This window comes from Nocardia sp. NPDC102475 (assembly GCF_055584605.1).
Window position 1 is genome coordinate 423,188 of sequence record NZ_JBVJLS010000003.1, and the last position, 12,985, is coordinate 436,172.

14 protein-coding genes are annotated in these 12,985 nt (G+C 66.4%); 3 read left to right on the plus strand and 11 right to left on the minus strand.

The window, feature by feature from the left end:
* Window positions 1–38: 38 nt before the first annotated feature.
* Window positions 39–758 (plus strand): metallophosphoesterase family protein, encoded by a 720-nt coding sequence (locus ACZ60G_RS07650; RefSeq protein ID WP_465808184.1) that lies wholly within the window; start codon window positions 39–41, stop codon window positions 756–758.
* A 36-nt stretch (window positions 759–794) separates the two neighbouring features.
* Window positions 795–1,127 carry a YnfA family protein gene (locus ACZ60G_RS07655; RefSeq protein WP_465808186.1) on the plus strand — a complete coding sequence of 111 codons (333 nt, stop codon included), beginning with the start codon at window positions 795–797 and terminating at the stop codon, window positions 1,125–1,127.
* A gap of 33 nt (window positions 1,128–1,160) precedes the next feature.
* On the opposite strand, the gene ACZ60G_RS07660 is transcribed toward ACZ60G_RS07655, so the two are convergent.
* From ACZ60G_RS07660 to ACZ60G_RS07695, 8 genes are all read right to left on the minus strand, one after another.
* Window positions 1,161–1,787, minus strand: coding sequence for an NUDIX hydrolase (locus ACZ60G_RS07660; protein ID WP_465808188.1), 627 nt, complete (start codon window positions 1,785–1,787; stop codon window positions 1,161–1,163).
* Window positions 1,788–1,845: 58 nt separating this feature from the next.
* Window positions 1,846–3,099 carry an adenylosuccinate synthetase gene (locus ACZ60G_RS07665; RefSeq protein WP_465808189.1) on the minus strand — a complete coding sequence of 418 codons (1,254 nt, stop codon included), beginning with the start codon at window positions 3,097–3,099 and terminating at the stop codon, window positions 1,846–1,848.
* Between the two features lie 219 nt (window positions 3,100–3,318).
* Window positions 3,319–4,269 (minus strand): hypothetical protein, encoded by a 951-nt coding sequence (locus ACZ60G_RS07670; RefSeq protein WP_465808190.1) that lies wholly within the window; start codon window positions 4,267–4,269, stop codon window positions 3,319–3,321.
* 105 nt (window positions 4,270–4,374) lie between these two features.
* Complete coding sequence (locus tag ACZ60G_RS07675) at window positions 4,375–5,334, minus strand: acyl-ACP desaturase (protein ID WP_465808192.1); 960 nt, start codon at window positions 5,332–5,334, stop codon at window positions 4,375–4,377.
* A 449-nt stretch (window positions 5,335–5,783) separates the two neighbouring features.
* Window positions 5,784–6,149, minus strand: a complete 366-nt coding sequence (locus ACZ60G_RS07680) for a DUF4345 domain-containing protein (protein WP_465808194.1) — start codon at window positions 6,147–6,149, stop codon at window positions 5,784–5,786.
* Window positions 6,150–6,221: 72 nt separating this feature from the next.
* Window positions 6,222–7,493 carry a hypothetical protein gene (locus ACZ60G_RS07685; RefSeq protein ID WP_465808196.1) on the minus strand — a complete coding sequence of 424 codons (1,272 nt, stop codon included), beginning with the start codon at window positions 7,491–7,493 and terminating at the stop codon, window positions 6,222–6,224.
* 79 nt (window positions 7,494–7,572) lie between these two features.
* A complete protein-coding gene (locus tag ACZ60G_RS07690; RefSeq protein ID WP_465808198.1) occupies window positions 7,573–8,871 on the minus strand; it encodes a hypothetical protein in 1,299 nt (432 codons plus the stop codon).
* A gap of 35 nt (window positions 8,872–8,906) precedes the next feature.
* Window positions 8,907–9,407 carry a winged helix-turn-helix transcriptional regulator gene (locus tag ACZ60G_RS07695; RefSeq protein ID WP_397045307.1) on the minus strand — a complete coding sequence of 167 codons (501 nt, stop codon included), beginning with the start codon at window positions 9,405–9,407 and terminating at the stop codon, window positions 8,907–8,909.
* Between the two features lie 80 nt (window positions 9,408–9,487).
* Between ACZ60G_RS07695 and ACZ60G_RS07700 the strand changes: the two genes are divergently transcribed.
* Complete coding sequence (locus ACZ60G_RS07700; RefSeq protein WP_433526446.1) at window positions 9,488–9,919, plus strand: nuclear transport factor 2 family protein; 432 nt, start codon at window positions 9,488–9,490, stop codon at window positions 9,917–9,919.
* Here the strand turns inward: ACZ60G_RS07700 and ACZ60G_RS07705 are convergent.
* From ACZ60G_RS07705 to ACZ60G_RS07715, 3 genes are all read right to left on the minus strand, one after another.
* Window positions 9,890–11,470 carry an ABC-F family ATP-binding cassette domain-containing protein gene (locus ACZ60G_RS07705; protein WP_465808201.1) on the minus strand — a complete coding sequence of 527 codons (1,581 nt, stop codon included), beginning with the start codon at window positions 11,468–11,470 and terminating at the stop codon, window positions 9,890–9,892. The genes ACZ60G_RS07700 and ACZ60G_RS07705 overlap by 30 nt on opposite strands.
* A gap of 277 nt (window positions 11,471–11,747) precedes the next feature.
* On the minus strand, window positions 11,748–12,353 hold the full coding sequence (locus ACZ60G_RS07710) for a DUF4291 domain-containing protein (RefSeq protein WP_465808203.1): 606 nt from the start codon (window positions 12,351–12,353) through the stop codon (window positions 11,748–11,750).
* Window positions 12,354–12,403: 50 nt separating this feature from the next.
* The gene (locus ACZ60G_RS07715; RefSeq protein WP_465808205.1) at window positions 12,404–12,976 is read right to left on the minus strand and encodes an adenine phosphoribosyltransferase; all 573 of its coding nucleotides are present in this window, start codon (window positions 12,974–12,976) and stop codon (window positions 12,404–12,406) included.
* Window positions 12,977–12,985 lie beyond the last annotated feature (9 nt).

The following is a 12,985-nucleotide window of genomic DNA, read 5'->3' on the forward strand; positions in this document are numbered from 1 at the left end:
GGTTGACACGCCGTCCAGCGTGTGGCTGGCTGACCGCCATGTCCCCCGCTGCACCCCTTCGGATCGCCGCCGTCGCGGACCTGCATATGCGCGATGCCGTCGCAGGACGTTTCCGCCCGGACTTCCTGCGACTGAACGCCGATGTGCTGCTGCTCGGCGGCGATCTCACCGAGGGCGGTGGGCCGCACGAAACAGATCTGCTGTGCGCCGAGATCGCCGGACTCGCGATGCCGGTGGTCGCGGTGCTCGGCAATCACGATCACGATCGGCGGCTCGGGTACCGCATCGCGGCCGAGCTCACCGCACTCGGCGTGCATGTGCTCGACGGCGATGCGATCACGCTCGAGCTGCGCGGGCGGCAGGTCGGAATCGCCGGTGTGATGGGTGGCAGCGGTGGGTTTCCCGACTACCCGGGCACACCCGACGAAGGCAGCGCCGAGCACCGCGCCCGGATGCGGCGCGGGCCGTTGGACGCACTGCGGCTGCGTCAGGCGCTGGATTCGCTGAAGTGCGAAACACGTATCGCCTTGACGCATTTCGCGCCGATCATCGACACGCTGGTGGGTGAACCGCCGAAAATCTACCCGGGGCTGGGCTGTCACGATCTAGGTGCGGCCGTGGACGCGGGCAGTGCGGTGCTGGCTATTCATGGACACGCGCACGGAGGAACGGAATTCGGCCGCACTGCGGGTGGGGTGCCGGTGCGGAATGTGTCCTATCCGGTGCTCGGACGCACGTACGCGGTTTATGAGGTGTAGAGCGCTCGCCGTAGACCCGACGGTACGTTCTACCGCATGACGATCGCCCGGTCGCTGTTACTGTTCGCCCTTGCCGCTGTCGCCGAGATCGGCGGCGCCTGGCTGATCTGGCAGGGCTGGCGGGAACATCGCGGGCTGCTCTGGATCGCGGCGGGCGTACTCGCACTCGGCGCCTACGGCTTCGTCGCCACCTTCCAACCGGACCCGAACTTCGGCCGCATCCTGGCCGCCTACGGTGGCGTGTTCGTGGCCGGCTCTCTCGCCTGGGGCATGATCGTCGACAAATTCCCCCCCGACCGCTGGGACTACCTCGGCGCCACCCTCTGCCTCCTCGGCGTCGCCGTCATCATGTACGCCCCCCGCGACTGAACACCGCTACGTGGAAGACGTTGACGCGGTGCGTTATTCGCCGGGAGTGAAGGCCCAGACGGCCGCCGGGCGGCCGGTGGCTTTGACGCGGCGGCGTTCGGTGGTGCGTTCCAGGCCGGAGATGGCGGCCAGGGTGCGGTTCAGGTTCGCCGGGTCGGGGCGGGCGCCGAGGACGGAGGAGCTGAGTTCCACCGCGCGGGTCGCCGGGAATTCGTCACCGGTCAGCGCTCTGGTGAACGCCATATCCTTCCAGAGCAGACGGGCCAGCAGGCCGCGCGCGGCATCGACGATGCGATTGTGGTCGAAGGCCAATTCGGGCACCGCATCGAACGAAACCCATTGCGCGGGCCCGTCATGCGGCCCGACCACCGCCCACATGGCAATGGACAGCGTCGGCCCGCGTGGGTCGCGATTGGGTTCGTCGAAGGTGACCAACTGCCCGACCGCCCCGATCGCCGCTTCCGGTACGCCCAACTTGGCGTGCACCGCCCGCCGCGCCGCCGCGACCAACCGCTCCCCCCGCCCCAGCAGCACCCCCGGCAGCGCCAGCTGCCCGGTGAACGGTTCCATCTCGCGCGGCGCGATACCCACGGTCACCCCGGCATCGTCGGCCCAGAACCGCAATGCCACCACATCAACCGAAACCACGGATTGCTCCACGCCACCCCATCCTGCCGCACCCCGTCCGGCTTCGACCGAGTGGCACACCAACGAAGTTCTAGCCAGCGGCGACGACCCTGGTCGGGATCCGGTTGCGACGGTCCGGGCCGTCTGCGGTGATGACTATCGGGGTACCGAGTTGACGTTCCAGCCAGGGCACCGGGTCGGCCGGCACGGCTGTCAGCAACGGATCGGCCGTTGCCAGCAGGGCGGTGAGGTCGCGCTGGTGGTCGAGGTCTTGCCAGCGGCCCGGCTCGAGGCGGTCGATTACTCCGCGTGAAGTCGCGTATCCCGTTGCGGCGTAGCCGGTTCCGGGCGCGTCCAGGTGGGTGAGGGCGAGGCCGTCGATGCCGCCGGAGACCTCGATGGCGTAGCGGAGCAGGATGGGGTCGAGGTGGCCGCGTCGGAAATGGCCCTGGTAGGGGCCGGTGGAGTTGTGCGGTTCGGGGATGGTCATGGTGGGGTCTTCGGTAGGGAACGGTCCCGCGCCGTGGCGGGTCATGTAGGTGCGGGTGACCCCGAGTGTGTAAGCGGGAGCGCCGATTTCGGCGAGCATGGCGTGCGCGTTACGCGGTTCGACGGTGGACCAGGTGGTGTGCGGGTGGAAGCCGCGCCATTCGTCGAGGAGAACGCCTTGTGCGCCTTCGAAAATCAGGGGGCCGCGTTGCGCCAGGCGGGCGAGTTCGGTGCCGTCGACGATGCGTACGGCGGCGGCGAATTCCCGGTACATCTCGACCAGATCGCGAATCGCTTCGTAGCGGTGCGCGCTCGGGGCGATCAGCGGTCCATAGTGTGCCGCCATCGCCTGCAGCTTGGCGTACAGCACGTCGGGGCGCAGGCAGTCCGAGACGGTCGGCGCATCGTATTCGAGTGCGTAACTTGCTGTTTCGCCGATGCCGCGACCGCAGGAACCGTGCCGCGAGGAACCCCTCGCATCCTCGCGCGCACGGTTGGCGGCGATATGGATCGGGGTCGTGAGCAATGCGCGACCGTCGATCCGCAAGAGCGACAGCGGATCCGGCACGCCAATGGCCGCCAACTGCCGCGATTCACTCGCCAGCGCGATCGGCTCGACCAGCATGTGCCGTGAGAGCAGCGTCGGCACACCGGCAAAGGTTCCGGATCCGAACTGCGCGAAGGTGTGATGGCGACCGTCGGCGATCACATTGTGCGCGGCCTGCGCACCGCCGTTGAATCGCACGACCGCCGATACGTCGAGCCCCGCTTCCGGTGAGCACAGCCAATCGACGGTCGCCCCTTTCCCCGCATCCCCGAAACCGAGGTCGAGCACGATAATGTGCGACGGAATCACCTTTCACCCCTTGCCCTTCCATTGATGCGTTCGAAAGCGCAGTCATTGGACCCGAGCCGCCACGGAGCCTGCGCACCACGATTCGGCCCTGTGCACCGCGATCCGCGTGCCACTGCGGCGTCGGCCACAGGCTCTGCGCTGCGGAACAGCAGCGTGCCCGCGCGATAGCCGCCCGGGGCCGAGCCCCGCATCGGAGCGGCACTCCACCACCTGCAGGATTCAGCCCTGCCCCCGCGACAGGGCACGAAGACTCGGTCCCGTCTTGACGCCCAACGCCTTTCCGACCGAATCGGCCTCCGCCATCGACCCCACGTCACGCAGATCCGCGAGTCCGGCATGCACGTCGATGCGGTCCTCCTCCAGCCCGATGGTGAGTGCGATGAGCTCGCAGACCGCGGCGGGATCGTCGAGCTTCATGAAGTTCTGGCCGAGCAATCCCCGCCAGTGTTCGGCGATCTCGGGATCGTCGAAGTAGCTCGACTGGTTCGGCAGGATGTAGTACACGTGCCAGCGCTGGGCCAGTTCCCGATAGATCGATGCGACCTCGATATCGGTGCGCACGTGATCGCCGATGACGCCCCGGATATGCCGCCCCGCCAACTTCGCCTTGTTCAACTCGTCTCCGATGATGAACAGGTAGCCGCGCTTACCGCGCCGCTCCCATGCGTCCGTCGCGACATGGGCGGCCATGAAATACGCGGCCAGTTCATAACTTTCGGACTTCTGTCCGCCCCCGCCACCCTCCAGCAGGATATTGCGCAATTGCTCGTCCATCCGATTGTCGGATTCGAACTGCCCAACCTGCAGCGGAACGCGGTCGGTATCGGCGTCGCCGATGGCGCCGAACATGATCTGCGGATCCTCCGCATAGCCCTTGCGCTGCAGCAGCCCGTGCAATTTGCCGAGCTTGTCCTGCATGATCCGCGGCACCCGCCCCATCGATCCGGTGACGTCGAACAGCACCGCGATCGGCAGCGAGTTGCCGTGCTCGGCCGAATCCCGGCATTCACGCATGGTGACGCCGAGCGGTTCGAGCGCGGGATGCGCCCGCCAATCCGGATACGGCTGCCCCTGCATCTCCGCGGTGTATCCGAAGTCATCCAGACCTCGACCGGCACGGAAGGTCTTGGCCGCGCGGTAGGCGGTGTCGTCCCAATGTCCGTATCCCATGTCATCACTTCCTCTCGTGAACCTAGTTTTAGTGTATGAGACTAAAACTCGGCTCGTCAAGAGTCCGCTGGTCGCGACCAAGATCATCGATCCAGCGGGATCGGCTCAGGCGTCCTGCCACTCGCGCTTGCGCGCCTCGCGTGCCAGTGCCCGGTCGCGCTGCTCCTCGAACTTGAGCACATCTTTGCCGAGCTGCTCGAGGAATAAGCCGAGTTCCTCGCGCGCCTGTTCGCCGCGAGCCCCGAAGTCGTTGCGCTCGAAGATATTCCACTTGCGCAGCACCGGTGTGACGACATCCTCGAGGTGCTGGCGCAGATCGTAGATGCCGTGTTTGGCCATCAGCACGCTGTTGCGACGCCAGTTCGGCATGCCCGCACCCGGCATCTGGAAGTTGCGGATGATCGCGGAGATCGCTACCAGCGCTTGGTCGGGAGCCAGCTCTATGGCAGCACCGCAGAGGTTGCGGTAGAAGACCATGTGCAGGTTCTCGTCGGCGGAAATGCGCTGCAGCATCCGGTCGGCGATCGCGTCGTTGCAGACCCTGCCGGTATTGCGATGACTGACCCTGGTCGCCAGTTCCTGGAAAGTCACGTAGGCGACACCGGGTAGGAATCCGTTGTCGTCCACCCCGGTCGGGTGCTGCACACCGGCTGTCATACAGACCATCCGCGCATGTTCCAGCGCTACCGGGTCCACCCCGCGGGTGACGACGAGATAGTCACGCATGACGGTCCCGTGCCGGTTCTCCTCGGCGGTCCACCGCCCCACCCAGGTGCCCCAGGCACCGTCCTGGGAGAAGGACTCGGCGATCAGTCGGTGATAGGACGGCAGATTGTCCTCGGTCAGCAGATTGGTAACCATCGCGGCTTTGGCCAGTTCACTCAACTGGGACTGCGCCGGCTCCCAATCGATTCCGCCCATCTCGGCGAAATTGCGGCCTTGGTCCCACGGCACATAGTCGTGCGGGTGCCAGTTCTTGGCCATCGATAGGTGACGGTTGAGATTTTGTTCGGCAACGGGTTCGAGTTCGGTCAGCAACTCCAGCTGTGTCAAGGTATGTGTCACGATCGGATTCCTGTCATCGGATCAGGGGCTCTCTTCCAGAGTGCCCCGATTGCCGCGCCGCCGAAATCCCCTGCGGCGAATTCGTTTCGCCGGAGACACAACGGCTCACTACTGGTTATCGCGAAGACAGGCCGACACGGTATCGCCACAGCGACAAATCGTCATCGACGGTGACCTGATAGTCCCGCCCACCCTGCAGGATGAACATCGGTTTCCCAGCGTGGCGGCAACCGCGACCAGGTCGTACCCGCAGATCCAACCAATATGACGCGGGCAACCCGAGGGTCACTGGCCGAAGTCGACCCCGTCAGTGCACTGTCGACCAATTGCGCCTGCCGAACGATTGCCTCGATCGCGACCTGCGCGGCGGCGCCACCATCGAGCTCCAGTGTCGCGAGATAACGCGTTACCCGCACCGCGGCAGGCCGACGACGCCATCAACGACGAGCTCACGAGACCGACACCAAGGCCACCGCAGCAACCGTCTCGACAATGCAGTAGAACCAGTTGGGGTAGAAGGCGACTCGGTCATCGAGTACCGCGGATACGATGCGGCCGAATGCCATTCCGCCGAGTGCGACTCCGATGGTGATCATGATTCCGGTGCGCAGGGCTCCGTCGTGGGTCGCCGCGACCGCCAGCATTGCCGCCATCGCCAGACCGAATCCGCCGTAGACGGCGCGGATCTCATAGCGCGCCTCGGGTTGCTCGAGGCGAATCCCGAAGGGGCGGGTCAACGCTGCGGGCGCCGCGAGGGCATAGACACCCATCGCGAGGAAGAACACGCCCACGACGGTGTTGACGACAGTTGCCAAGGGAACCTCCTGTTCGAGCCGGAAGGCCAGCATGCTCGATCGGAGCGGGCACTCGCTTCCACAAACGTGCGGTCAGTCGCCGTTGTACTGCAGCGAGCGCCAGGCCTCGATCGCCCAATCCAGTTGCGTTCCGGGAACACTGATCGTGACCAGCAGCAGTTCACCATTGCGGCGACTGGCGATCCCCTGCACGCCGACCTCCGCACCGTCCTCCGAGGGCAACCACCATCCGTCACCGGGACCGCCGCTGACCGGTTCGCCGCGATGACCGGCGGTCGCGTTGGCACCGTATTGCAGCATCGCCGCCGGTGGCGGCCCGGTTTTCGGGTCGCCGACGCGCAGGATGGTGATCTCGATCTGGCGGGTGCCGTCCCAGGCCCACCACCGATCGCCATCCCAGCCGTAGGTGAAATCGCCGGGAATGCGCAGGCTCCACCCTGATACCGGTGTGGTGTGCACCGGGCGGCGGCGGTAGCCGAGCGACACCTGGTCCGCAGCGGCGGCCCGCGCGGACAGATCGGCGGGCGCACCCGGCGCGGCGGCGGCCGAATCCGCGAGCAGCAGCCGTAATTCGTGCCAGGCCGCCCACGGCAGTTCCAGCGCCGCGTCGAGCCGGTGCGCCTCGGCGAGCAAGGCATCGGCCTGGTGCAGTGCGGGCGTGTCATCGGCGTCCGATGGCGCCCGCCAGCGCACGTCGTTCCACATGATGCCCATCGCGGTATTGCGAATCGTCGGCGCGGTCCAGCCGTCCTCCCACCACGGGAAGAACGCGCGCGCGGCCGCCTCGTCGCCATCACGGACGGCCTGGAACCAGTCGCGATCGCGCGGCCCCAACCAGCTCGCGGCCAGCCCGTCGTAGTCGAAACGGTCACTGCCGAGCGACAATCCGATCGAAACCCAGGCGCCCTCGGCAGGCACTTCGGTCAGGACCGTATCCGCGAGACTGCGGATCCACACCAGATAATCGCGCTCGACCTCGGCGCGGTCATCGCCCAATCCGAGCGGATCCTCGGTCCCCTCGTCCCACACGATGTCGAATCGGTGACCCATTTCGTGCAGCACCGCCGCGACGTGCCGGTGATAGCCCGGCCCGGCCGACGCACAACCCGCACTCACCACGACCTGCCCGTGTGCCGCACGCAGATCGACCGGTTCGGCCGCCGGATGCAGCACGGCCAGCAAGCGATCTCCGGAGACCTCCACCGATTTCCGCAATGGCGCGGACGTTGCGGTCCAGCCGACCCGCGCACCGGCGGGGCCGGTCAGCAGCCACTCCCCCACCTGATCGAGGAAGTCCTCGGTGGGCGCGCGGCATACCCCCGCCGCGTGCAACTCGATTCCCATGGATACACATCCTCGTGTCCGCGTTCCGGCGGCGAAAGTCAGGACCCTACACCTAGTCTGCGGACATGGGACCGAGCGGTTACTGCTCGACGAGCCGACGACAGCCGTCCCGCCCGCCGGGCAGGCCCGCGGTATCGAGCCAACGTTCGAGTTGACCGAGCTGCCACAGATCATCGATCTCCACCAGTACCGCGAGGAACGACAGCTGGGCGGCGGACAGATCCGATCCGACGCCGATGGTATCCGGAAAGGCTCTGTGCAGGAAGGAAATACAGTCGTAGTGCACGGTGCTCGGATTCGCCGCCCACGCGGCTTCGATCGCGGCGGGCAGCAGCGTCTCGAAATCATCGACCCGGCTGACGAGTTCGCGGATGACATCGTGGCGCAGCCAGCCGTCCTGTCCGGGCAGATGGCGATCGAACCACCGGTCGATAACCTCCGGATGCTCCAGCGCGGCAAGCAGTTCGTCGGTGGCACGCTGTTCGGCGGCGAATGCGGGGGCGAGGGCGGCGCAGGTGCGCACACCGGGATGGGCGTCGGCGAGCAGTTGCTCCGGACGGCCGCCGTTGAGGCCGGAAATCCGTGCGGCAGTGGCACGTTCGGCCGGATCCGACATGGTCGGGGCGATCTCGTCCAGCCGCTGCAGCTGCGCGGCCCGCTGCTCGGCATAGGCCGGATGCGCGGTGAGTTCGATCAGCGCCCGCAGCGCGGCCATGCGCACCGTCACATCCGGATCGTCGATCAGGGGCTCGACCGCCGCAATCACGCCCGGAATAACTGCGCGACAAGCGATCTCGTCCCGGGCCCGCATCGCCGCGCGGAATTCGTGGTCATCGATGGCGGCCAGCAAGCCCGGCGGCGTCGGAACATGTTCCACCAGAAGGGCATTCGCGGGATCGGGCCCCAATTCCAGTAGCCCGGCACGCCGATTCGCCTTGACGCGCTGCAGATCCTCTTCGGTACGGCCGGATGGATGGGCCTCGGCATACAACTGCTCATCGGAGATCCCCGAACAACACCCCTGCGCGAAGACCTCGAGATAGTCCAGCAGCGCGACGCGCAACGGTCGCGGACCCGGATCCCACGGCAGTATGCCCTCGACCTTCATCTCGGCATGCGGACGCGCCAGCAGTTCGGCGACGATCGCGACGAACGGCGCGGTCGCGGAGTACACACTGCCCTGATGCAGTAACGCGGCGTCGAGATAGCCGACCGCGTCGACGCAGGACTCGGCATCACCGTCCATCAGGGCCCGCAGGTGCGCCGGAGCATCCGCCGCCGGGCCGTAAGCATGTTCCAGCTCGGCCCAATCGACATCGGCTATCGCCCGCAACACCGGATCCACCGGACTGATCATGCTGCAGCCGAGCACGTCCATCAACTCGAGCGAAACACTTGCGTTACCCGACGGGCCTAGGGCGCCGGTTCCAGATGATCGCCGATCAGCATGGTTCCCGGTCCGCGCCGCGCGCCGGGACCATGCCGCCAGTCCACATTGTCGGCAGTGAGCGGCCCGCCGCAGTCCCGGCAGACCACCACTCCGGAAGTGGGATGTCCGCAATCGCGATGCACGACCAGCGCGGGTGGCCCGGCGGGCCCGGCAAGCCACTTATCGCCCCATGTAATGAGCATGGTGAGCACCGGATACAGATCGCGCCCCTGCTCGGTGAGCACATATTCGTGGCGCACCGGATTCGCCTGATAGGCCCGGGCTTCGACGATCCCGTACTGCCGCAACGCATCCAGACGCGCGGTCAGGACATTGGAGGCGATACCGAGGTCACGGCGGATGTCCTCGAACCGGTTCACCCCGACGAACAGGTCGCGCAGGATCAGCGGCGTCCACCGCTCCCCGACCACGTCGAGCGTTCGCGCGATCGAGCACACAATGTCGGACATGGCAGCTTTGGGCACCCACCCATCGTAGTCCATTGCTTTTTGCAAGCGACTACGTTACGTTGCGAAACAACCAACCGTGAAGGGGTGATCGAGACATGTCCGATGCTGTGGCGCGGTTTCGCGAGGCGACGGAGGCCAGCGATTTCGATGCGCTGATGACAACACTCGCACCCGATGCCGCGCTGACCTCTCCGGTCTCCGGCAGGTTGGTCTTCCGCGGTCACCAGGATCTGCGCATCCTGCTGGCCGCGGCGTACGGCAGCCTCGGCCGGCTGCGCTGGACCGAGCACATCGGCGAGGGTGCGCGCCGAGTTCTGCTCGCCGAGGCCGCCGTCGGACCGTTCCGGATGACCGAGGCCATGATCCTCGAATTGGCCGCCGACGGCCGCATCCGCCGCCTCGAACCGCACCTGCGGCCCTGGCTCCCGCTGACCCTGCTGGCAGTGAAGCTGGCGCCGCGCCTACTTCGTCATCCGGGCGTCATGCGGCGCGCGCTATCACGTTTCGACCAGCCCCTCACCGGTTAGCTCGAGTCGTCGGGTCACCCCGATATCGTCGAGGAAACGGGCGTCGTGGCTGACGACGACCAGTGCGCCCTCGTAGTTGGCCAGGGCCTGGGTGAGATGATCGAGGCTGGGCAGGTCGAGGTTATTGGTGGGCTCGTCGAGCAGCAGCAGCTTCGGAGCCGGATCGGCGAGCAGGAGCATGGCCAGGGCCGCGCGCAGGCGTTCACCGCCGGACAGTGCCGCCGCCGCGACATCGGCGTCGGCGCCGCGGAACAGAAAGCGGGCCAGTTGGGCTCGGATCTGTTCGGCGGCGGCATGCGGTGCAGCCGCGGCGACATTCTCGAAGACCGTCCGCTGTTCGTCGAAGATGTCGAGGCGCTGCGGCAGTATGCGCCACGGCACCTGCGGCGGTTCGGCGGCGACGCGGTGCAGCAGTGTGGTTTTGCCCGCGCCGTTGCGGCCGGTCAGTGCGATCCGCTCCGGCCCGGAGACCCGCAATGTCACGGTCGGACCGCACGCCAATTCCACCTCCTCGAGATCGATGACGTCCTGGCCCGGGTAGAGCCGGGTGTCCGGCAGGTCGATCCGGATCTGCCGGTCGTCGCGCAACAGGTCCTCGGCCTGCTGCAGCTGCTCCTTCGCGGTGTCCAGCTTTTCGATGTGGTTGTTGCGCAGCTTGCCCGCCGATACCTGCGCCGCTCGCTTGCGTGCGCCCATGACGATCTTCGGCTCCCGCTTGTTCTCGAACATCTTCTGCCCGTAGCGGGCTCGGCGATCGAGTTTTATCCGGGTCTCGACCAGTTCACGTGCCTGTTTGCGAACATCACTGCGCGCGTCCCGGATCGCTGCGCGCGCCACCTCCTGCTCCGCTTCGACGATCCGCTCGTATTCGCTGAAATTGCCGCCGAACAAACGCAATTCACCCTGACGCAGTTCGGCGATGGTGGACATCCGCTCCAGCAGCTCGCGGTCGTGGCTGACCGTGAGGACGGTGCCGGAGAACTGGGCGACGACCTCGTAGAGGCGTTGGCGGGCAACGTGATCCAGGTTGTTGGTCGGCTCGTCGAGCAACAGCACGTCCGGATCGCGCAGCAGCTCGGCGACCAGGCCGAGTAGCACCGTCTCGCCGCCGGAGAGGGTTTCGAGGCGGCGGTCCAGCTGTTCGGTCGAGTCGGCGAGATAGTGCAGGCCCAGTCGGCCGAGCAGCGCGATGGCACTCTCCTCGACGTCCCACTGCGCGCCGACGATATCGAAGTCGGACTCGTCGCCGATGCCGGATTCGATGCGGTGCAATGCCTTTCGCGTCTCGGCGATGCCCAGCACCGCGTCGACGCGCTGACCGTCACCGAGTCCGAGATCCTGGCGCAGGTATCCCAGCCGCCCGGTGAGCGAGATCGAACCGCGCGCCGGGGCCAGCTCACCCGCGATCAGCCGCAGCAGAGTGGACTTGCCCGCACCGTTGCCGCCGACCAGGCCGAGGTGGCCCGGTCCGAGCACCGCGTCCAGACCGTTGAAGACGGGGGTGCCATCGGCCCAGGAGAAAGTGAGATCGGAAAGAGACAGATTGGTCATGTGGACCCCAGAGGTTGCGCGGGAATGCGGCGCACAGGATGCGGGCCGCCCGAGTGGCTACCTCATGAGAGCAACGACATGACTCCGATCAACGGGGATAAGACCCGTCTAGATTAAACACATCCGCGGATGTTGTGCCACTGATATTCGGATCACATTCTGTGTCCGGAGCGCCGCGGCGGCTCCGAGCTATGGGTGACAGCGCCACACCGAGACAGAGGAAGGAGCACCCGAGTAACCCCCTCGACTACCCGGTCCGCCCACACTGAACGCCGAACTACCCGCCAGTCCCGATCACCGCCGCGATCTCCGCCGACAGCGGATACGGCCGCTCAACTGGAAGCGCATCACCCGCTGCGGACATTTGCCCGGCGATCACCAGTTCGTGGATTCGCCGCGCCTGATCGGTTACGTCTCGAATCTCGGTGATCCAGGTATCCACATACGCATCGACAGCCTCCCCACCGAGACCGACTTGCAGCGACCGATGGCCGAGCGGCCGGTGATGCAGATCCCGTTCCGGATCCCATTGGATCCGAACCGGACTCGTCCGCAATCGCTGCGTCCACGCACGGCGATCCGAATACTGCTCCGGCACATAGTGACTCATGCAGGCTCGCGCCAGTGCCCATTCGAATCCGGTGCGCGTCATGGTGATCGCGAGCACCCGCTCCTGTCCGGGCTTGCGTGCCCATCCGCAGCGATACATCATCCACAGGAACGACGGTTTGATCCACGTCATCCGCTCCCGCTTGAACGGACTCACGAAAGTCCCTGCGGCCAGGGCTGGTTCGGCAATCTGCGGCGAATACGCTTGATAGACAACTACTGTCGAATCGTCGTACGAAGCCCGAATCTGCCGCGTCGGCGCGGAAACATCCACCCCGCGATCCTCGCAGCTCGAATCCGAGCCGGCAAACCCGGCCGAACGACCTAGACCCGAACCACCGAGGTCAACGGGTAATCGCCCTGGCGATCCCGGCCATTGAGGAAACTCAACTCCAGCACCACTGCGGCCGCGATGATTTCGGCACCGGCGGTCTGGAACAGATCCGCGGCGGCAGCCAATGTGCCGCCAGTGGCCAGCACATCGTCGAGCAGCAGAATGCGCCGCCCCTTCAGCTCGACTCCGTCGGCCGGAATCTCGAGCGATGCGGTGCCGTACTCGAGGCTGTACTCACGCGAGATGACCGGCGGCGGCAACTTTCCAGCCTTGCGCACCGCCATGACACCGGTTCCCAGCGTCGCGGCAACGCCGGCCCCGAGGATGAATCCGCGCGCGTCTACGCCCGCAACCAGGTCGGCATCGGGCGCGCACGCCGCGAGGCAGTCGATGACGGCCCGGAAACCCTCCGGATCGGCAAAGACCGGCGTGAGATCGGCGAAGCGAATGCCGGGAGAGGGGAAATCGTCGCGCCAGCGGGTCAGGCGTTCGACCAGTTGGGCCGCCTTACCTGTCCGCTCGGCTAGGACGTCGTCCGATTCCACCGCCGCATGCTTGCTCATCGACACCTC

Excerpts from the sequence above, each read along its gene's own strand:
- ACZ60G_RS07715 (WP_465808205.1), bottom strand. The coding sequence starts at position 12,976 with ATGAGCAAGCATGCGGCGGTGGAATCGGACGACGTCCTAGCCGAGCGG.
- ACZ60G_RS07670 (WP_465808190.1), bottom strand. The coding sequence starts at position 4,269 with ATGGGATACGGACATTGGGACGACACCGCCTACCGCGCGGCCAAGACC.
- ACZ60G_RS07690 (WP_465808198.1), bottom strand. The coding sequence starts at position 8,871 with ATGGACGTGCTCGGCTGCAGCATGATCAGTCCGGTGGATCCGGTGTTG.
- ACZ60G_RS07705 (WP_465808201.1), bottom strand. The coding sequence starts at position 11,470 with ATGACCAATCTGTCTCTTTCCGATCTCACTTTCTCCTGGGCCGATGGC.
- ACZ60G_RS07650 (WP_465808184.1), top strand. The coding sequence starts at position 39 with ATGTCCCCCGCTGCACCCCTTCGGATCGCCGCCGTCGCGGACCTGCAT.
- ACZ60G_RS07700 (WP_433526446.1), top strand. The coding sequence starts at position 9,488 with ATGTCCGATGCTGTGGCGCGGTTTCGCGAGGCGACGGAGGCCAGCGAT.
- ACZ60G_RS07685 (WP_465808196.1), bottom strand. The coding sequence starts at position 7,493 with ATGGGAATCGAGTTGCACGCGGCGGGGGTATGCCGCGCGCCCACCGAG.
- ACZ60G_RS07655 (WP_465808186.1), top strand. The coding sequence starts at position 795 with ATGACGATCGCCCGGTCGCTGTTACTGTTCGCCCTTGCCGCTGTCGCC.